15 protein-coding genes are annotated in these 21,758 nt (G+C 46.0%); 5 read left to right on the forward strand and 10 right to left on the reverse strand.

All coding sequences use genetic code 11. The features are described from left to right. Positions 1-59: 59 nt before the first annotated feature. Positions 60-2,012, reverse strand: a complete 1,953-nt coding sequence (locus PAHA3_RS16345) for an AraC family transcriptional regulator (protein ID WP_062835640.1) — start codon at positions 2,010-2,012, stop codon at positions 60-62. 232 nt (positions 2,013-2,244) lie between these two features. Between PAHA3_RS16345 and PAHA3_RS16350 the strand changes: the two genes are divergently transcribed. After that, positions 2,245-2,964 carry an SDR family NAD(P)-dependent oxidoreductase gene (locus PAHA3_RS16350; RefSeq protein WP_062835641.1) on the forward strand — a complete coding sequence of 240 codons (720 nt, stop codon included), beginning with the start codon at positions 2,245-2,247 and terminating at the stop codon, positions 2,962-2,964. Positions 2,965-3,062: 98 nt separating this feature from the next. Here the strand turns inward: PAHA3_RS16350 and PAHA3_RS16355 are convergent, their stop codons facing one another. Further along, the gene (locus PAHA3_RS16355; protein ID WP_062835642.1) at positions 3,063-4,808 is read right to left on the reverse strand and encodes a methyl-accepting chemotaxis protein; all 1,746 of its coding nucleotides are present in this window, start codon (positions 4,806-4,808) and stop codon (positions 3,063-3,065) included. Positions 4,809-5,077: 269 nt separating this feature from the next. Between PAHA3_RS16355 and PAHA3_RS16360 the strand changes: the two genes are divergently transcribed. Next, positions 5,078-7,150: a methyl-accepting chemotaxis protein gene (locus tag PAHA3_RS16360; protein ID WP_062835643.1), complete on the forward strand. Its 2,073-nt coding sequence runs from the start codon at positions 5,078-5,080 to the stop codon at positions 7,148-7,150. A 94-nt stretch (positions 7,151-7,244) separates the two neighbouring features. Further along, positions 7,245-8,417: an aminotransferase class I/II-fold pyridoxal phosphate-dependent enzyme gene (locus PAHA3_RS16365; RefSeq protein WP_062835644.1), complete on the forward strand. Its 1,173-nt coding sequence runs from the start codon at positions 7,245-7,247 to the stop codon at positions 8,415-8,417. A gap of 245 nt (positions 8,418-8,662) precedes the next feature. Here the strand turns inward: PAHA3_RS16365 and PAHA3_RS16370 are convergent, their stop codons facing one another. The 3 genes from PAHA3_RS16370 to PAHA3_RS16380 all read right to left on the reverse strand — a co-directional run bounded on the left by PAHA3_RS16370 (position 8,663) and on the right by PAHA3_RS16380 (position 12,434). Further along, positions 8,663-10,711, reverse strand: coding sequence for an iron ABC transporter permease (locus tag PAHA3_RS16370; protein WP_062835645.1), 2,049 nt, complete (start codon positions 10,709-10,711; stop codon positions 8,663-8,665). Continuing rightward, positions 10,708-11,709: an ABC transporter substrate-binding protein gene (locus PAHA3_RS16375; protein WP_062835646.1), complete on the reverse strand. Its 1,002-nt coding sequence runs from the start codon at positions 11,707-11,709 to the stop codon at positions 10,708-10,710. Before PAHA3_RS16375 ends, PAHA3_RS16370 begins: the two co-directional genes overlap by 4 nt. 182 nt (positions 11,710-11,891) lie before the next feature. After that, on the reverse strand, positions 11,892-12,434 hold the full coding sequence (locus tag PAHA3_RS16380) for a CueP family metal-binding protein (protein ID WP_235599452.1): 543 nt from the start codon (positions 12,432-12,434) through the stop codon (positions 11,892-11,894). Positions 12,435-12,600: 166 nt separating this feature from the next. Between PAHA3_RS16380 and PAHA3_RS16385 the strand changes: the two genes are divergently transcribed. Further along, positions 12,601-13,233 (forward strand): TetR/AcrR family transcriptional regulator, encoded by a 633-nt coding sequence (locus tag PAHA3_RS16385; protein ID WP_062835647.1) that lies wholly within the window; start codon positions 12,601-12,603, stop codon positions 13,231-13,233. A 107-nt stretch (positions 13,234-13,340) separates the two neighbouring features. Here PAHA3_RS16385 and PAHA3_RS16390 read toward each other — a convergent pair whose 3' ends face one another. Continuing rightward, entirely contained in the window at positions 13,341-14,111 is a 771-nt protein-coding gene (locus PAHA3_RS16390) for an SDR family NAD(P)-dependent oxidoreductase (RefSeq protein WP_062835648.1), read from the reverse strand. A gap of 219 nt (positions 14,112-14,330) precedes the next feature. After that, a complete protein-coding gene (locus tag PAHA3_RS16395) occupies positions 14,331-16,187 on the reverse strand; it encodes an AraC family transcriptional regulator (protein ID WP_153028224.1) in 1,857 nt (618 codons plus the stop codon). Between the two features lie 196 nt (positions 16,188-16,383). On the opposite strand from PAHA3_RS16395, the gene PAHA3_RS16400 reads away from it, so the two are divergent. After that, positions 16,384-17,358 carry an ABC transporter substrate-binding protein gene (locus PAHA3_RS16400; RefSeq protein ID WP_062835650.1) on the forward strand — a complete coding sequence of 325 codons (975 nt, stop codon included), beginning with the start codon at positions 16,384-16,386 and terminating at the stop codon, positions 17,356-17,358. A gap of 489 nt (positions 17,359-17,847) precedes the next feature. Here PAHA3_RS16400 and PAHA3_RS16405 read toward each other — a convergent pair whose 3' ends face one another. From PAHA3_RS16405 to PAHA3_RS16415, 3 genes are all read right to left on the reverse strand, one after another. Then, on the reverse strand, positions 17,848-18,879 hold the full coding sequence (locus PAHA3_RS16405; protein ID WP_062835651.1) for an NAD(P)/FAD-dependent oxidoreductase: 1,032 nt from the start codon (positions 18,877-18,879) through the stop codon (positions 17,848-17,850). Continuing rightward, positions 18,880-19,896: an ABC transporter substrate-binding protein gene (locus tag PAHA3_RS16410; RefSeq protein WP_062835652.1), complete on the reverse strand. Its 1,017-nt coding sequence runs from the start codon at positions 19,894-19,896 to the stop codon at positions 18,880-18,882. 102 nt (positions 19,897-19,998) lie between these two features. Further along, a complete protein-coding gene (locus tag PAHA3_RS16415) occupies positions 19,999-21,624 on the reverse strand; it encodes a helix-turn-helix domain-containing protein (RefSeq protein WP_062835653.1) in 1,626 nt (541 codons plus the stop codon). Positions 21,625-21,758: the final 134 nt, after the last annotated feature.

The following is a 21,758-nucleotide window of genomic DNA, read 5'->3' on the forward strand; positions in this document are numbered from 1 at the left end:
CCATATGGCGCGGGCTCTTTCCCGAATATACTCGGATCAAACTTTTTCGATACTTTACTTTATTCAGCAATCATCTTGGGAAACTCATCCAGCAGCATATCGCTCGTCAGCATATCTTCATAATTCCATTTGGACTCGATAAAAGTAACTTTTCCACTTTGCACAGCGGGGAGCTTTTTCCACAGTGGTGTTTCCAGCAGTTCCTTGAAGGACGATTCGGCTTCATCATTCTCAGGATACAATACGAACAAATGGTCACCTACCAGCATCTCGTGCATCAGCTCAGGTGAGATTTCAATGAACGGGGAGCCTGCGGCCGGCTCAATGCCTTTCACCTTCTCAGACATCTTATAGCCTTGCGGCTGGTACAACAGTTCAGGCACTCCGCCTGTTTTCATCAGATACATCGTCCGATCCCAATAATACATCAGCACCACAGCCGTTTCGCCTTCAGCGACTTGGCCTTGAGCCCGTATCTCGCTCCACATCTTCTCTGCCTTGACATTGTAATCAGCCAGCAATTGCTTGGCCTCATCCTGTCTGCCTACAATCTCCCCGATCACCGGAAGACGCTCGTTCAATGGCAAATTCTGATCAAAGACAACGGTCGGTGATATTTTGGATATTTCATCATACTGCTTATCCAGTACATAACCCAGCATGGTCAGATCAGGTTCCAGGGACAGAATTTTCTCAAAACTCGTGGGAAAACCGATATCCTCTGCGGGCGTGATCTCTTTATCCTCATATGCCGAATTGGCAATAAATCTACGGTCGATCCCGACAGGTTGTACACCCAGCGCAAGCAGATCTCCAATGGAATTGCCCTGAAGCACAACACGTTGCGGCTTCTCCGGTATACTGACTTCATGTCCCTGATTGTCCGTGTATAGCCTTCCGGAAGGCGTTGTGCTGGCCTGTTGACTCGTTTGCGTTTCTACAGTTGATGTAGATGTTGTGCCTGCATTCCCCCCGGCAGGTGCGCAAGCGCTGACCATAATGGTCAGGCATAACAGCATGACAGCCCCCAATGATACTTTGGTATTTCTGTACATCGATAAATCGTCCCTCTCTATATGTTGATAATGATTATCATATTCATTACCAATATAACCTTGTCCTCTGCGTTCTGCATTAGACAATCTAAGCCTGGTTATAGGACGATCCATTCTTTTCGTTTGATCACGAGCTTCTGACCTATAATTACCGGGTGTTACTCCCACCGTCTTCTTGAAAATGCGGATAAAGTAAGATGCATCCGTGTACCCCACACCCGACGCCACTTCTTGTAAAGAAGCCTCTGTTTGTTCCAGCAATTCACAGGCTATTTCCATTCGAACTTGAATCAAATAATCAATGAGACTGTTTCCGGTCTTATTTTTGAACTGTTTTGCTACATATGGAGCACTATAGTTAAGCCGCTCAGCAACCGTGGATAACGTTATTGATTCCCTGTAGTGTTCACGTATGTACGCAGTGGCTTGCTCAACTAGATCAGGTTTAACATTAGCTTCCGTATGTATCTTCCATTGTCTCTCAACTTCGTACGCAAACTGATACAGCTGCGATTTCACCTGCAATCGTTCCAGTGAGTTGGGCTTCAGCCAGATGTGAAGCATTTGCTTAAGTTGAAGCAGCAATTCCACCGGATCATTGGGAGCAAAAGCATATTTCCTTTGAAATGGACTACTGCTTTCAAATTGTCTTTGGACAGACGGTACAGCCGTGTTGGAGAGAGAAGTTTTATATAACACCAGATAGTATTCCATTCTCTCTCTAACCGGACCGATATCCAGATGACCTCCCTTCCCACTATGGATGATATAAAAACGTTCAACATCATGCTTCACACCATCGAGCCGAAAACAAGCGGTACCACGAGCAATATATAGATATCCAGATGCAGGAAAACGATAGGAGCTCAACGCTTCACCTGGATTTAGAAACTTATAGCGAATATCCATGAGTTGAATATTGGTATAATCCCATAACATTAAATCATCGTCGTTCAAAATAATTCCCCCTTTCCTATGGAAGTATAATTGATAACAATTATCATTTACAACAATAACATTTTAACTTCTACATCGTTCAGTTCAAAACGAAAGATTTCCGACTTCATAGAACTATCGACATTCAACATATCTTCATTCAAGCTTCATTCTCTCCCTATCACTTCTATAGTAAGATGATGTGGACTTACCCATGAACTAGATACTGCAATTCCACAAGGAGGATTTCCATATGAAAAGTTATCTTGTGTTCGGTGCAAGCAAAGGATTAGGAGATGCCTTCGTCAGAGGTGTGCCCGAACAGGGCGATAAAGTCTGGGTCGTTTCTCGAAGCAGACCGGAAAGCCTGGATTTGATTGATGGTGTACAGCGGATATGGATACAGGCAGATCTTTCTGAGCTGAATGCCGCCACCATTGTTACGGACCAGTTGAAGAATGAACCTTTGGATGTACTCATATACAATGTAGGCATTTGGGAGAAGGAAGGCTTCGAGGATCACTATACGTTCGATAAAGACGAGCCTGCGGACATCAGTCATCTGATCCATGTTAATATCACTTCAACCATCGTATGTATTCAGGCATTATTGCCTCATCTACGACAATCTGCAGCGGGCAAAATCATTCTCATTGGTTCAACAGCGGGTCTCAATAATGCCAATAGTACACAAGTATCTTTTGTCGCCTCCAAGTTTGCCATTCGCGGAATCACTGAGGCTTTGAGAGAACATACCAGACATGACGGCATCGCCGTTACATGTATTAACCCCGGAGAACTGGCAGCGGAGATCCCTTATGAAGAAGGACCGGATCGAGCTCTTGCTACGTCTGACGGGACACGTATTCCGCTTCAGGATATGGTTTCTATCGTTCGTTGTATTGTTAATTTGTCCAAAGCAGCTTGTGTAAAAGAAATCAACATGCCAGCACTAACGGATATGAACACCTAGTTAGAATAAGAAGAAGATTCCTATACTTAACTGTGCGCCAAAAGCCCGACTCTCTTAAAAAGAGAGCGGGCTTTTTCGCAGTTTAACCGTCAATACCTTTATATTTTAAACCCTTTGACAAGGTCGTTAAGACGTAGCGCACTTTCCTTCACTTGATCTGATTGACTCGTTACTTGCAGTGATTGCTCAGTAGAGGACACCATATGTTCAGCAATATGCTGACTTGATGCAGCGGATTGCTCACTGGCTGTCGCAATTTCATGAATCGCTCTCACCAACGTCTCAACAGTTTCATTCACCTGTCGTGCTGTCGTGTGGAGATCATTCACCGTGTTGGCTTGTTCAACTGCATGAGTGTAATACTCATCTGCCGTATCTTCCAACAACTTATAGTCATTGCCCACCTGATTGAACATAAAGGTAAGCATTTCCTTCGCGCTAGAAGACAGAAGAGCGACGGACGCTGTAACTTCACTTGTAACATGCCGAATCTCGTCTGCAGCTTGTCTGGAGCCATCTGCCAATTTGCGGATCTCCTCAGCTACAACGGCAAAACCACGTCCTGCTTCACCTGCACGAGCCGCTTCAATGGAAGCATTCAATGCGAGCAAGTTGGTCTGCGAGGTAATATCCAGAATGGACTGGGACAGAACACCGATCTGGTCCACTGCATGTGCACGCTCCAGCGCATCATTCATCTTCACGCTTGCACTTGTATACATATCCTGAGCTGCCTTACTAGACACACTAGCCTCCTGCTTCAGAACCTCAGCTTTGCCGCTAGTAACATTAGCAGACTCGGCCTTCTCCTTGGTACGGGCGGAGATGTATTCCGTCGCTCGAAGGACCTCATTAACGGATTGATTCATATTTTCAGTATATGCAGAAGTCTCTTCCATCGTTGCCGATAACTCTTCTACCGTTGCAGACACCTCACGTATGCGCTCATTGAGTTCCGACATATTTTGATTCGTGAGGTCACTCATCTCATTGATCTGCTGAGACTCATTCACCACACTTGTAATTACATTTGAAGTGGAACCCGTCATGTTATGAATGGCACGGGCAATGACACTAATTTCATTCTTACCTTGAAGCAACTGGGGAGCAATGGTAGCTGCCAGGTTGCCCTGTGTAACCTCTTCACAGTAGCTATTGATTGCACGCATCCGACGACGAATATTTCGAATCGTCAGATAGGACATAATGACCAAAACAGCCAGTGAAGTGAGGAGAACTATACCAAGAAACAGCGCTGCATCTCGAATGGTATCTTGGGTTTGCGCATATAATTTTGCAGATTCTTCTTCATTATATGTACTTAACTTCGTAACCGTTTCTACAATAGCTGTACTGCTTTTATTAATTCGATCTCTTTCCTCATCATCATAGGTTCCCGTTGTTTTCTTGACGTTCATGATCTGTTCAATGTCCTGGTCGTAAACTTCCAGCTTCGCCTTGAGATCATTGAAGATTTCTTGTTCTGTTGCATCAAGAGTTCTTGCGGAAAACTCGTCCATTCCACCCATCACATTTTTCTTGTTCTTCTGAACTTGCTCATATTGCTTGTCCGTATATTCTTGCTTATCGAGAAGCTTGGTATAGTTGGCACGCATATTATAGAAATCAGCCTTAATTTCCAAAATATTGGTCTGATGCAAGAATCGATCTGTATATAACGCGCCCTGTGCCAGTCTTACATCATTCATACCAAATATGCCGAATAGAAATAGTACAACGAGTCCAATCAAACTAACGGCAATCATTAATATCAAGGTTGTCGTTATCTTCAGCTGTCGAATCCCTCTCCCCCCTGATTTACTACTCCCTGATTTCTTAGACATACATACTCCTCCGGTTCTCCATAGGTCTATATTTCACAACGTGATACTTATAGTATCGGTGCATAGTAGTCTCAATTGTTAGCTATATGTAAAGTTGTGCATCCTTCTGCTCCAATATGATGTCACTTCCACTACTTTCTCGATCCGATCTTAATTCCATTTCTGTTGATTATTTTTCGTTTAGCCTACGGAAATCTACATAAATATATATATTATTCCGACATATAATTAGGCGCTTTTAGCTTAATACACATCTGGGGAGATGGAACATGTCAAACATTTTAAAGAAGCGGGGACTACAGAAACCACGAACTTCCAGCATCGCGAACACATTATCCATTGTGCTATTGGTCATTATCGTTGTCGTCTTTGCCGTCCTGGGGACGTTCATGTATTCAAGCACACAAAACATTCTGGTCAAACAACAAGAGTCTATGCTTCAGACCAAGACACAAGCGATTGTAAGTGAGTTCGATGCACTATTCAAAGAAAAAGGTTCACTGGTCAAACAAATGTCTACCAATAAGTTGTTTCGGCAATACATAGAAACGACCGAATCGGCAGAGGTCGCGGCCAGTTCCACATACGCAGCGGAAACGCAGGAAACGCTCGCAGCCATCGTGAAGGAAGAGCCTTCGTTCGCTGATGCCTGGATCGCAGGTTTGGGAGGTAAAGGCTTCTGGCTGCAAAATGATGGTGCGGCTTCCGCCCCGGATTTTGATATCCAAACACGCCCATACTATAATCCGGCTGTAGCCGCAGACGGGTTATATTTCTCCGATCCGTACATTGATCTTGCAACAGGCAGTGTGCTCATGGGCATATTCTATCCAATCAAAGATGACAGTGGTCAGCTCCTCGGATTTGCCGCAGCCGATATTGCATTTAAGGATATCCCGGCGATTATGGAGAGCTATTCACTAGGAAGCACGGGTTACTCCATTCTACTTTCCAAGACCGGAGATATTCTCTACCATCCGGATCAGGAGAAAGTGTTGAAAGAAAAGATTACGGACACGACTGGCGATATTGGGGATATCGGCAAAAAGATGATCGCTGGAGAGTCTGGAGTGCAGCTAATTAATGACAACGGGGAACGTCGTTATATTGGCTACGCAACCAGTAAAGATACAGGGTGGTCCGTAGGTCTGACCATATCCGAGAAAGAAGTTCTCGCGGAATTAAAAACATTCACATGGATTACGCTTGGCGGATTTGCCGTTGCGACCATTCTGCTCGTGATCATCAGTTACATTACACTTCGTTATCTGCTCAGAGCAATTCCACAACTGCTTGCCAAGATCAAGCTGATTGAACAAGGGGATCTGACGGTTCAGCTGGATGCAAAGTCCAATAATGAGATCGGTCAGATTGCTCAAGGCTTGAATTCCATGGTGCAGAAGATTCAAGGCATGCTGCAGATGGTTGGTAGCTCGGCTCATGTCTTGAATCAGTCGTCTAATGATCTGCAAGCCATATCTTCAAGAACGGCAGGGACCATGAACGATACGTCTACAGCCATCAATGAGATTGCCAATGCGACCAATTATCAATCCATTGAGACGGAAAATATTTTACGCAAAACAGGTTCATTATCGAATCAAATCGATGAAATTGCGACGGATGCTCAAGCGATCGAGACGATGGTGCAGACATCTGTTGATCAGAGCGGCCAAGGACTCTTAGTCGTTGAACAACTCTCCAAATGGGCTGAGGAAAATCACAATTCAACACAGGCAATGTCCTCCATTATTCAGGAGATTGATCTGAGCCGTAATGAAATATCCAGTTTTGTGGACACCGTAAAACAAATTGCTTCACAAACCAACCTGCTGGCACTCAATGCATCGATTGAAGCTGCTCGTGCTGGTGAACAGGGCAGAGGTTTTGCTGTCGTGGCCGAAGAAGTGCGTAAGCTTGCGGAACAAACTGCACAGGCGACAGAAGAAATCAACAAGAAGGTACGTGTGATTGAAGAGAAAACCAACATCTCGGTTGAACATACCGTGCGTGGTATGAACATTGCGGATGAAAATGCCAAATCCGTAGAGGACACCAAACAAGTCTTCTTCAGTATCAACAAGGACCTGGAAGATTTGAAATTGCGCATGGTCCAGATCACTGGCAATACAACCAATGTTCATAAGCATAAAGATGAAATTTTCCAAGCGCTGGAGATTATCTCATCTACTACAGAAGAGAACTCTGCTTCAACGGAAGAAGTTAGCGCAAGCACGCAGGAACAATTGGATAGCATTGAACAGGTGGCTGATCTTTCGAAGCAGTTGAATCAATTATCCAATAAGTTGCAAGACGAATTAAGCCAGTTCAAGGTCGAATAGTACAAGTGAGTCTCCATCCTCTTCTCATTTGCGCCTGATCCATTTATTATAAATAGATATGTGTGTACGAAGAGGATTGGAGGAACACATCATCATGAACTTTGCTAAACGTATGGACCACTTCGGTGAAGGAATCTTCACCCGGCTGCTGGAGATCAAACGCAATCGCCTGGAGAATGGACAACCTGTCATCGATCTCAGTGTAGGTACACCCAATATTCCACCTGCGCAGCATATCATCACCGCACTGTGTGAAGCTGCTGCTGATCCGTTGAACTATATATACGCGGTGAATGACCAGAGTGAGCTGCTGCAAGCCACAAGTGAGTGGTACAAGCAGCGCTATCAAGTCGAGTTGGACCCGAAGACACAGGTATGTTCCTTACTCGGTTCACAGGAGGGACTGGCGCATATCTCCCTCTCCATCGTGGACGAAGGAGATCTCGTTCTGGTACCTGATCCCTGTTATCCTGTCTTCGCTGATGGACCTTTATTGGCCGGAGCAGAGCTGTATTATATGCCGCAAAAAGAAGAAAACGGATATGTTATTCAGCTTCAGGATATTCCGGAAGATATCGCTCATCGAGCGAAATTCATGCTGGTCTCCTATCCCAACAATCCGACAACAGCGATGGCACCGGATCAGTTCTATCTCGACTTGATTGCCTTTGCCAAGAAGTATGATATTATCGTGCTCCACGATAATGCGTACAGTGAACTCGTATTTGACGGCAAGTCATGTGGAAGTTTTCTTGCGTTTCCTGGCGCCATGGACGTGGGTGTGGAATTCAATTCCTTATCCAAAACCTATGGCCTGGCCGGAGCCCGAATCGGCTTCTGTGTGGGCAATGCAACCATGGTCTCCATGCTGAAAAAGCTCAAATCTAATATGGATTACGGTATGTTCCTACCGATCCAAAAAGCAGCAATTGCTGCCATTACCGGAGATCAGTCCGAGGTTGAACGGGTCAGAGCGATCTATGAACAGCGCAGAGACATCCTCTGTGAGGGCTTCAGCAATCTCGGTTGGCCTATTGCCAAACCTGAAGCGACCATGTTCATCTGGAGCCGAATACCGGCCAACTACGACAGCTCGGAGCAGTTCGCCATGGATCTGGTTACACATGCAGGAGTCATCGCAACGCCAGGGAGTGCCTTTGGCCCTTCAGGTAAAGGTTATGTGCGATTCGCCCTCGTTCAAGATATTGAAATATTACAGCAAGCCGTACAGTCAGTCGATGACAGCGGGATTTTGAAATCCAGCTAACGGGAGTACGATTCGAATGTGTTCAATTCAGAATCCCCTCAAGGTACACGCAGGAGTAAGAGCTTTACGTTAGATAACGTGATCCTCTATTCCCTGTAGACCTGAGGGGATTTTTTTTCATTTGCCGAGGATTAGACATCCATTAGGTGATATTGCTAAACAAGATCGTAAGATCGTGAGATGAATGGTACCACATGACAGCAAAAAGCCTGCTCGGGGAGCAGGCTTCTTGTTTCAACAATTTTTTATACAGACTTCCGCCAGTTAGAACGATACATCAGATACAGGAAGTACGGCGTTCCGATGATCGCAATGAGTATACCTGATGGAATCTCTGTCGGCGCCATGACCGTTCTGCCGATTGTATCGGCGAGCACCAGCATGACTGCACCCGCTAATGCGGATAAAAACATCGAACGTCTTAACTTATTTCCCGTCAGTAACCGAACCATATGTGGTGCAATCAGACCGATAAAACCAACGGTTCCTACACAAGCAACCGCACCTGCTGCAAGTAATACACCCACTGTCATGGCTAATAATCGTGTACGACGTACTCCGAGACCAAGCCCGGATGCACTGTTGTCGTCAAATACCAGCAGTTCGAATCTGCGTGCCAGCCACCAGGCCACCGGCACCAGAATAACTAAAAATAATCCGATAACCTTCACCTGTTCCCAAGTACGAGCATAGGTGCTTCCTGTCAGCCAGATATACCCGCTGCTACCGTAGACGGCACCACGGACAATCAAAATCTGAATACCTGCTCCAGCAATGGCAGACATCGCGATCCCTAACAATACAACCGCCGAAGGGTTTAGCCCTTTCTTCCAAGCGAGGGAGAACACAATTACTGCGGCAATGGCTGCACCGACGATGGCTGCAATCGGCAGCAAGTACATTGGAAGACCCGGCCATAAGATGATGACCATCATCGCTCCAAGCCCTGCACCTGAGGACACACCAACAATTGAAGCATCCGCCAGCGGGTTACGTACCGCCATCTGAATAAGCACACCGCTAATTGCCAGTGCTGCCCCCGCACCTGCGGCAACAAGTGTACGCGGAATCCGAAGCTGAACCAACGCGGAGAACAGTCCATCCGACTGGAATAGGCTCGGCAACAGATCAGCCAATGGAATTCGCATGCCGCCAAACATTGTACTGAGCAAGATAAGCGCGATGGTAATGACTGAGAATAATACAGCCATCGGGCCAAATGCAAAACGACGCGCAGCTCCTCCTGTACTCATTGAAGTAGACATACCTGATCCGTTCGCGGCTTTCATGCGTGTAAGAACAAGCCAGATGAGCCACGGTGCACCAATGATCGCCATAACGGCACCCGTTGGTAGTTCCATGCTGGAGTTATGCACCATCTTAGCGAGGACATCTGCTCCAACCAGAAGCGCAGCTCCCCATATGAACACACCCGGTAACAGCAATCGGTTGGAACGTACCCCACTCAATCGAACCAGATGTGGCGCAACCAGTCCCACGAAGCCAATCGGCCCAATTACACTGACGATGACTGCAGCCAGCAATACTGCGAGAATTAAACCACCCGCACGAGCCAATCCAACCTTTTGCCCCAATGAAGAAGCGGTTGATTCATCCAGCTCCAGCATATCCCACTGTCTGGACAAAATTAACGCGAGAAGGGTAATGCCAATTACCCAAGGCCAAGCATAGGACACACCACTCCAGTCCTTCTGGACAAGTGTTCCGGAACCCCAAAGAAACAACCCTTGCGTCTCCATGGAGAAAAAAATATGTAATGCGCTTGTAAATGAACCGAGCACCATCGATACAATCATACCGGACAATGCAAGCCGAACCGGGCTTGATGTTCGTCCACCGCCCATGAAATAAGCCGCAAATGCTGCCAGCAGACCACCAAGAGCTGCGAAGAGAAAAGGCGACTGACTTAACAGACCTGGAAAAGCAATAACTCCCAGTACCACCACAAAGTACGCTCCTGCATTAATGCCCAGTGTATCTGAAGCAGCCAGTGGATTACGAGTAATCGTTTGCAGCAAAGCGCCCGCAACAGCCAGTGCGCCGCCTGCAAGAATACCAATCACTGTACGCGGCATGCGCAAATCCCAAACCATATTGTGTTCTAATGTATCCTGTCTGCCTGTAAGTGCATCCCAAACCACATGCAAAGGAATGGACGCCTCTCCATAACACAGACTTACAAAAAAAAGCACGATGAGAGCGGTTAGACCGCCCCCATATATGCTTATTGTGCGCCAATTCATCGTTGGCTTGGATCCTTGAACCGAACTCATTTGGTAATCGCCTCTACTACGCCATCAACCAATACTTTGGAGGAGATCGGTCCACCAAATGTCCATGTTGTGCTATCCAGTTGATAGGTACGTTTGTCCTTCACAAAGTTCAGTCCATTCCATACAGAGTTATCTTTCATGGCTGTGCCAAAAACGTCATCGTCTGGTTGGGTAATGTAAATGAAGTTACTGTCCTTTACAGCAGTCAAAGACTCAATGCCTACTGTGGAGAAGCCGTAGTTTTCAACTTTGTCTGGCTGCCAATCGTTAACCAGTCCGATTTTATCCAATGTACCAATCACAACTGAGTTATCGGTAAACATGCGCAGGCTGACTGCATTTTGATATGTGAACGCTTGTGTCAATGCAAAATTGAAGTTTTCTTTCCCCGCAGCAGCCAGTTTTTCTTTGGCTTCTACATAGTGCTGATCGAGATCACTAAGAACTTCTTTTGCTTTGTCTTCTTTACCCAGAGCCGTTGCAATGTTAGTAAAGATCTCTGTCATCTTGTCATAATCATAGCCATTACCATCATACGGATCATATTCAATCGTTGGAGCAATCGCGTTAAGCTGATCGTATACCGCCGTGTTATTGTCTGCATTAGCAATGATGAGATCAGGCTTCAATGCAGCAATAGCTTCGAGATTCGGTTCACTGCGTGTTCCGATATCCGTTACACTGTCATCCAGTGCTGCTTCGGATGTTACCCACACTTTATAGTTAGCGTTATCTGCGTTACCTACTGGTTGAACACCCAGGGCAACGACATCTTCCGTATATGTCCATTCAAGTGTAACAACACGCTCTGCTGGCTTGTCCAGCTTAAGCTCTCCACGTTTATGCTTCACGGTAACAGGACCTGCTGTCTCTTCAGCCGGAGCACTACCCGAGTCACTACCTTGACTTGTATCTGTTGTAGTGGTGGTTTTACCACAACCCGCCAAAACCAGCACAAAGGCCAGCATAATCAACAGTCCGTTTAACCCTTTTTTCATATCTGTATCTCCCCTGTTTGTATGTATTTATATGATAACAATTATCATTATCACTATTGGATTATGCCGTAGGAATTGATTTTTGTCAATGCAAAGTACCTTATTCCCATTCTTTTATGAAATAAAAAAGGAGAGGGATAGCTCAAATGCTATCCTTCCCTTCCATTGCTTGCCTGTTTACATTAACTCAACTGCATCGTAGTGATGCATGTATTATCATTTTCGTATGTAGACAATTGCGTTTCTGCAACCTTTCCATCTCGAACAATACGAATCAGATAGGTTCTGTCTCTAGGCACCCAAAAATCCATAAATCCGTTCGCACCGGACTTAATCACATCATCTTTCATAAAAGTGTTGCCTTGAGAATCGTGAATGGTAACGCTAAATTCCTTATTGCTCATTTCCCCCTGACAACCGGTCAAGCTATGAATTGCGCAGGGATGGGTCTGGTCCACATAGGGCGCAATGGAAAGGAAAAATTCATTTTCAGGCAAATCGTATGTAGTGGTCTTTTTATCTTGATCGGTGACAATTAACTGTTTGGCATTAATGGAGGCAGATTCCGGTGTTTCTTTACCTGTGCTGATATCTTCCACCAATTTTCTGATGTTGGATGCACTGACTGTACCCGGCTCATCCTTGCCCGCATTGCTTGCAAACAGGTAGGTTCCGATCACAATTACAACTGCAACACTTGTAATGATCCACATTTGTTTTTTCACCTGGAGTCCATCTCCTCGTCCGTTTTGGTTTATTATAAGGGAGAACACAGCGTTACGGACAGTTAACGACACCAAAGTCACCATATATTCACATTTTTGTATTGCAGCACGAGTAATTTGCAGCTTGTGCACTGTATCATTGATAATTAAGGGAGGTTGTGTATATATGCTTAAGTCTCCATCCGTATCTGACACTGATCGAAGAGTACACAAATCCAAACTGGCTCTAAAGACAGCCCTTCTGGAATGGATGTCCCGTAAACCATTGGCCAGCATAACCATCACCGATATTGTCAAATCCGCCGATCTGAACCGCAGCACATTTTACAAGCATTATGTATACAAAGAAGACCTGTTTGATGAATTGTTAAATGACGTGCTTGACGATCTCAAATCAGCCTATCGAGCACCCTATCAGCATTTCCGAGATTTCGATATGAAGGACCTTAACGCCTCAGCAATTCAAATTTTCGACCATGTACTGGCTCATGCCTCCTTCTATACATTACTGGTTCGTTCTAACGTGCTGTTGGATTTCAGGGATACACTTTATATAACACTTAAGAACTTGTATCTGGAGGATGTAACCGATCTGTCGCCTGATCCACGGTTGGATAAGGAACTTCTCGCCTGTTATCAGGCTAATGCCGTTCTCGGTTTAGTTACGGGTTGGGTGCAAAGCAACTTCAAATACAGTGCCTCCTATATGGCGGAACAACTGTTGGAATTCACACGCATGAACCGCTCCCAAGAGATTTATCGGTCTAATCTCCATTCTTCAACGAGTCCATCAAAATAAAGTTACGCTACAACTCTGTAGTGGTATCTGCTCTTAAAAAGAGGTACTGTCTCCCCTGAAGCTTGAGAATACAGTACCTCTTTATTATCTCGGAACATTCTTTGTAGTTAGTTGCTGATCCAGCCACCATCTACAGGCAACTCAACACCTGTAATGAATTTGGATTCATCAGATGCCAAAAACAGGTAGGCGTAAGCAATATCCATAGATTCACCAGCATGTGGAGGCAGTGGTGCAAGATTTTTGTAATGCTCCCCCATCTCCACCTGGGATTTGATGCCTGCTTTCTCCACCATACCCGTAAACACAGCACCCGGGTGTACGGAGTTCACACGGATATTATCTTTGGCGAACCATTGTGCCCCATGTTTGGTCAATGAACGTACAGATCCCTTGGAAGCACTATAAGCCGCGCCCTGGGCATCTGCGATTCCACCAATGATTGCTGCAATGGAAGAGGTATTAACGATGGAACCTTGTCCATTCTTCTGCATATAAGGAATGACTGCCTTCATGCCGAGCCATACACCTGTTCCATTAATGGACATAACCTTGTCCCAATCCTCTAACTCAGCTTCCAAAATGCCTTTGGCCATATGGATTCCAGCATTGTTGACCAGAATATCTATTTTGCCGTATTTCGATACGGTTTCTTCCACAACAGCGTTCCAAGACTCTGGGCTGGACACATCCAGCTTCAGCGCAATGGCTTCTCCGCCATCAGCTACGATCTGTTTAACCTGTTCCTCCAAAGCTTCGACTGCCACATCGGTAGCCACTACCTTGGCTCCTTCTTTTGCAAATAATTGAATACCTGCCAATCCCATGCCACTTGCGGCACCGGTTATAATTGCAACTTTTCCAGTTAATCTACCCATTTCATATCATCCTTTCATTTTGCGATGAGTGCCTCATGATGACACCCAACCTGCTAACACCTTTAGTATACGGATGAAATGAAAGCTCTTTCAATCAGCAAATAGACAGGCTTTTGTGGGATAACCGATAGTGTGTGCCTCCTTTTGTCTGTTATGTCAAAGTTAATCCACAAATCTAAACCCATCTGTTGTTTTCTCTTCTCATACTGTAATTCCATCTCAACGTGCCATAATCCGATCAGCCATTTCCTCGGCCTGCAGCACCGCAGACAAAGGGTCAGAGAGAAAATATCTATTCCAATCAAGGTTAATAATCTGGCAGTGATCTGTCTCGATGGATTTCTGCCATGGTTTGCCTGAAGCTTGGTCAAGACCATGTCTTGGACCATTATCCAACACCAACAGGTAGTCCTCCACATACCCACCTACCGCACTCCGCGCAATATCCAGGTATTCCAGGCCCGGCTCCAATAGTTCCTGGCGAACCTTGCCTGCTGGCCTCAAGTTCAGTAAGCCATAGGCTGCCTTCCCCCCACGAGTTCCCGTATTTCCCACAAGGGTAATATGTTCTCCCCAATTCGGATCAATAACAGTAAATGTCTTCTCTGCGGAGACCTTGCCCGTGATCGTTTGCTGCAAAGTATGTACTCTCCGCACGTATTCCTTAATCCATGTTTCGGCTTCTGTCCGGCGATTCAGAATACGTCCCATCTCTCGAATCTCCTCCGCGACAGAGCCATTACCACTCCCTCCATAGACCACTGTAGGTGCAATTCGGGCATAGGAAGCGTAGGCAGCAGGATTCCAGGTGATGATCAGATCTGGCTCCAGTTCAAGTACTTTTTCAATGGAGATAAAATTATGATTCCCGATATCCTGTACTTGGTCATAGATATAAGGCTCCAGCATTTGGTTGCTTTCAATGAGTGAATGTGGCGCTCCAAGAGGTGTTACCCCCAATGCTAGCACTTCTCCCAAATTCCAGTCGACGACAACTCGGTTAGGCTTGTTGGGTATCGTAATCTCGCCCATGCTTGTGGCAAGCATCCGAGTTCTGGCTCTTGGCAACGCGGCCGCCGAGGATTTCCACACTTGGACTCCTTTCAAATCTATAGTCTCCTGTTCTGGCTGGGGCTGGTCAGCATCACCTATGGATACTGTTCGTCCGCTCCATCCCAAATAGTGACTTTCCAAAGCGGCGTGTGGTTGGAAAGTTTTCGGGGCTACATCTGGAATACTGCTCTCTCGACGCTTTCTGTAGAACTCCGGAGAAACCCCATAATGTTTTTTGAAATAACGACTTAGTGTATAGCCATTCTCATAGCCTACTCTTTCCGCGATTTCCTGTAAGGTCCCTTTCGTACTCACCAGTAGTTTCAGTGCCTGTTCCATCCGAATCTGTGAAAGCACACGACTGGGACTAATATTCAATTGCAGCTGAAACAATTGGTTCAGATACCTCGGACTGCAATCCAGCATTTCAGCAACCTGTTCCATCTTGAGTGATTCCGCGTAGTGACGTTTCAGATAACGGACTGCCTGATCTACACGGTCCAGCTTCGTACGGTTCTTCCGCTGCTCTTGCATTTGTTTCAGCATCTCGGCGAGCCATTGGTAGAACAACGCCTTGGTTTGAATCCGGCCTGCTGACTGTAGTTCATTCCACTGTCTGTATATCAATTGCATAATTTCAATTAATGGCAAAGGGTACGTTGGTTCAAAACCAAAACTGACTTGCAGCGACTCCGCCCCAGTATATGTTTGGGATTCTTCAGCATTTGGCTTCTCTGACTCTGGTGACGAATACGACAACACATGTAATTCCATTCGCTTCTTAGCCAGACAATCCAGACGCATTCCTTTGGAGGCGTGCAGAATATAAGTTCCTTTAATAGAGTGTATCCCCTGACCGAGCCAGATCTTCCCCTTGCCATTCGTTATTAATAAAAAAGCATTCGAGGGAAGCATCCACGTATTAGGATCTTCACTGGTGTTAACCGTCATGATTCGAATATCCAGTAATCGGATTGTTATATGCTCCCATAATGCCCCGTATTCTTCTATGTTCATCGTCATGGACCTTTCTTTGTGTTTCCTCGTTACTACATCCAAAGCTTCGCCTCATCATATATGATAATCATTCTCAGTTCAACCTGTACGTCTGTTCTGAAATGGTTATGCTTTCGCTTCCGAATCGGTTATTGTGCAATTGCGGGTTTCCCTCTAGAGTTATATAAATGAAAATCATTATCAATTAGAAAGAGGGTTCGTCATGTTGTTTAAGAAAGCTTGGTATCGTATGGCCCTGCCGGTTTTGCTGATCATGGCCATATTCATTAGTGGTTGTACCCAAAAAGAGACGGCGGAACCCGTCGCGACAGAAACAGAAAACGCCGCACCACAGACAAGAACACTCTCTACGATGATGGGAGACGTCACCGTACCCCTCAACCCTGAGAGGGTTGTCGTTGACTGGAATATAGGACATGTTCTGGCTGTCGGAGTAACACCCGTTGGTGTGCCGGGTAGCCTGCTGGATTACGGAATGTTCCTGCGTGACAAGCTTACGGATAGCGCAGATTTGGGTAACCACAGTGAGGTTTCGCTTGAGAAAATGGTAGAGCTGGAACCGGACCTGATTATCACATGGGACCAGGAGAAATTTCAGACCTATTCCAAAATCGCTCCGACTGTCGTATTCGTACCAGATCAGTATGATTCCATGGAAGCCGAAGTGATCGCCATGGGCGAGATTCTGAATCGACCTGAAGAGGCCATAGCGTGGAACGAATCATTTAAACAACGGATCGCAGCTGCTCAGGCCAAAATCAAAGATGTGATTCCGGACGGTGCCACCTTTACCGTTGCCGATTTCAACTTTTTGAAAAATCCAGCCATTATCGGCAACAGTGCTAATCGTGGTGGAAGAGCAGCCTATGAATTGCTAGGACTGACTCCGGCACCCAAGGTGAAGTCAGATCTTCTGGACCAAGGCAAAGAAAACCTGGAAGCTAGCGCGGAGGTATTCGGAGAGTACGTAGGTGATTACCTGCTGATGATGGTTACAGAGGGCACGAAGGATCACTCCCTGTTGCCTAACGTCTGGGACAATCTGCCTGCGGTGCAGAACAACCATATCTTCAAACTGGATATCCATAAATATTTCACCGCTGATCCCTACACCTCCATTCTGCAAGCCGAAGAGATCGCAGATCGACTCGCAAGTGGACAGACTGAGCTGAATTAGAGCGAGTCTTCAAATCTAATGAGACCCGAAACCGAACCTGAACGTGTTCAGCGTAGACAAGCACACTGAATCCTGAGTGTGTAAGAACGTGCCCTTCAAGTGAGAGCGAGCGCTAACGAACCTGAGACGTCTTATTCAAGGATTTGAGGCGCCTGCAAAAATCTAAGGAACCTGAGACACCCTATATCGGAATAAACAGCCGTTTTCAGTGTTTTTATTTGGAGATTTTGATAGATAAGGTGTCTGATGTTCCTTAGAAAATCATCTATCCACTCGCCAAGATCGGCAGTCTGGGATTCAAGACTTTTTATCTAGCTCAAAAAAGATTACACAAACAGCGCCCACCAGAACGATTCAGGTGGCGCTGTTTTTTGGGGTTTGAATATGTCGCTGTCGTCAATAAGGATACGCGGAAGCCCGACGCAAGTTCGAGAAAATCTCGACGTTGTTCGGGCTTCTTCAGATTGCATTCCATCCATACAAACCTATCTACGTATTGGAGAGAGCTTTGTTTTTCTCATAGAACCGAGCGTTGTGAGAGGATACACCCGCCATATCTGAAGCAGCAGGTTCCAGATACGTCTTGGCACTGTTGACTGCGAGCACCGCATCGTTAAAAGCACCTGCGATCAGCCTGACTTTGCTTCCATAAGTGATAAAGTCACCTGCTCCGAATATGCCTGGAATGTTGGTACGCATGCGCTGATCAACGGACACGCCGTAATCTTCCCGCGCCAGTCCCCATTGCACGAGATTGCCGAAATCACGGTCATACCCATGGCTTACGACAACTTCATCCACTTCAACAAGTGTGATCTCACCGGTTTCCACATGGGCCAGCTCGACACGATCTATTTGGTCACCTGTACCGTATAAACGTGAGATGCTAAATGGCGTCATGACGTTCGCTTGAGCTTTCATCTGGGCAACCGGCGACTCATGTCCGGTAAATTCATGACGTCTGTGTGCCACCGTAACTTCACTTGCGATTTTGCCCATTTCATTCGCCCAGTCAACTGCGGAATCGCCGCCGCCCGAGATCAGAACACGCTTTCCGGCAAATCGAGATAAATCAGTTACGGTATAGTGCAGATTCGTCAGCTCATACCGATTGGCACCCTCGACATCCAGTTTTTGCACCTGAGTCATGCCTCTACCCGCACATAACAGGATGGTACGTGTGTAGTGACGCTCGCCTGTTTTGGAAATGAGTACAAATACACCATCCTCACGTCGTTCAAGCTCGGCTATTTCTTGCCCAAACACAATCGTCGGATCGAACGTTCTCGCCTGTCTCTCCAGCGACTCGATCAGTTTCTCGCAGCGAATCGGATCAATCCCGCCCACATCCCAGATCAGCTTCTCCGGGTACGTACGCATGAATCCGCCCAGTTCCTGTTTGGCTTCGATGATCTTGGTACGCATCGCTCTCATACCACTATAGAATGAGGCATACATGCCAGCAGGCCCACCACCAACGATGGTAATATCGTAGATATCCAATTGTGTCTCCGTCGTCATTTACGGCACCAACTTTTCAACAACGTAGTCCATCAATTTTACAGAACCAATTGGACCCACACCGGATACGAATTGGCTTGTCTTCAATGGGAAGACATGATCATTCTTCACAGCCTCCAGATTCGCCCACACCTGGCTAGCTTTCAGATCTTCCATCGATTTCTTCGTGTCATAACCTACGAGGGTTCTGTCTTCCAGGAAAATATAATCCGGATTCATCTCAGGCAAAAATTCCAGGGAGAACTGGCTAAACCAATCTGTAGAGTCTTTGATCGCTTCAGGGCTATTCAGGCCCAGGATATCATAGAAGAAAACACTGCTGCTTCCTCCTTTGGGACCCATGAAACGGTAACGATTGTGCTCAACCCGGAGAACCAATACAGTCTTGTCTCCCAGGGCTTCCGCAATTTTCTCTTTCGCTTGTGAAGCTTTCTCGTCGAATTCAGCCAGTACTTTGGCAGATTGTTCGGTCTTGTCGAATATGGCACCCAGCTTCGGCATAGCACGCTTCATTTCACTGTTGGCATCCAGTGCCACCGTTGGAGCGATTTTGGATAACTCATCATATACGCCCTGCTCCATACCTTCGCCAGCGGTAAGGATCATATCCGGTGACAACGCCAGCAACTGCTCATAGTTATATTGATATTGCTCAACTTCAATGATCTGAACGCCGTGTTCTTTCAAATAATCAGGGCGGTATTCCGCTTCAACTTCCGGAGTTAACAAAACGATTTGGGGTGTGACACCCATCTCGATCAGATACTCGGCATAGATCGAATCGAACACAACCAGATTTTGAGGATGGGTCGGAATCGTTACTTCTCCAAACTGATCCTGCACCACCTTAGTCGCACTTTCATTCGCTGCTTCTTCGGTTGTGCTTGCTTCTCCTTCAGTCTGGGTACTTGATGTTCCAGCTGCAGTATTCTCTTCATTAGTTCCACTGGAACACGCCGCCAGCATAATACTGATCGCCAACAGCATAATGCCCAAACCTTTAAATCTTCGTAACATGATATACTTCGCCCCTTATATATATTGATAATGATAATTATTATCAAATAGTATCAAATAAGAAGTATTGCATCCATAGCATATCGTGCGTAATCAGTTGGATTATTGTGCTCTCTCATGAAGAGATTTCGTAAGATTGCGAATGATCTGATTCAGAATCAGGGTATGTCCCGTAATTCCATGACCGTCTACCCACATATGGGTATCTACGTAAAACACCCGATTATTTTTCACAGCCCTCAGCTCGTTCCATTGCGGACTCTCCCATAGTTTCCTCATATTCTCTTCAGCACTGAAGTGCTGCATGATCCGCTTCTCCACAAAAAGATAATCAGGATTGGCTTGTGCCAGCAGGTCAAGCGAACAAGGGTTAAACCAGGCTGCACCTGGTTGCAGTACTTGCGGCAGTGCTAATCCAAGCTGTTCATATAACAATTGTGATACCCCGTGTGAACGCCCACCCAGATATCGGTAACCAAACGCTTCTACCCTCAGCAGCATGACTGTGGATGTGGATTGAATGATGGATTGTAACTGTTGCTTCGCTACACTGACCTCATGTTTCATCTGCTCATGCAGTCTATGAGCTTCTTCTTCTTTGAGAAACCAGGCTGCCAATTGATTGAGCATTGGTTCCACATCTTGATGAAGTCCGGTAAGAATCGGTGCAATTGTGCGCAGCTCCCTTTTGACCTCTTCCGTCAATACGTTACCTATCAACATCTCCGGTTGAACTTGTCGAACAAGTTCTATCTCCACCTCATACTGTGTAACCTCCAGCATCTGCACTCCATGCGCTAAAAATTGTTCCCGATGATGTGGGGACAGCAGGATTGGAGTGACCACTACGGCATGGGGGATAACTCCGAGATGAATCATCATTTCGCCGCAGATGGGAGACAGTGATACGATCTTTCGCTGCGTCATCGTCTGTCTATATTGCTTAGGTGATACGCCAGTTAGCTGTTTGAAGCGCCGGCTAAAATAATGAGCATCCTCAAATCCAGACTTCTTGGCAATATCCTGAGAGGTTGCTGTAGTTAATAACAGTTCTTCCTGCGCGCGATAGATCCTGTAGTGGGCCAGATAATCCAGAGGTGGCTTACCATATCGTTCACTAAATTTGCGGGAATAATGCCATGGACTAATACCAGCAATCTGAGCTAACTGCGTACGAGTAATCACCTGATCATAATGCTGCTGCATGTAGTCAATGGAGCGAAGTATGCCGTGTTCTGGCTTCAACTCGTTATCCGGCTGTTTCCGGTACAGATTTCTTAACAATTCATATAACAAATGCTGATTTCCAACCCATCCTGCACTCTGATCCTGTGTATCCTCTTCACTCCAATGCTGAATGATGCTTGCCAGACTTCCACCAGACAGTTGCACCTTTTGATACGCTTCTCCTGACGGTAAACGCCATTCGAACTTCTCAGCTTCCCGTCGCTCATGCAGCACCGAATATGTATCGAACTGAACATGCCAGCCTGCCAGATCCAGATTGCCACCTTCAATGACCTCCATTACGGAGTTCTCTTCGAGCGCAATTAATTCTCCAAAGGAGACGTGAACCCGGTGTCCATTTATATTCCAGACCGCTTTTCCATCAATAATAAATATCAAGGTGTGACTGAAAAAGTGGTGCAGCTCGCCTTTCGTTATCCATGCATTGGTTAATGCCTTCGTCGACTTCCACTGAGCGATCCATTCCATGTTGTCAGACATATCGTTATCCTTTCAAAGAGATTCATCATCCCGATCTATACGTTCCACTATATCAAAATACATGACAACTCCATAACCAACAAGCTATGGCTTGAATAAAATGGTGGGCAGCTACTGAGCATTTCATACTTGTA

Origin of the sequence: Paenibacillus amylolyticus (assembly GCF_001570725.1) — a bacterium.
Lineage (GTDB): Bacteria > Bacillota > Bacilli > Paenibacillales > Paenibacillaceae > Paenibacillus > Paenibacillus amylolyticus_A.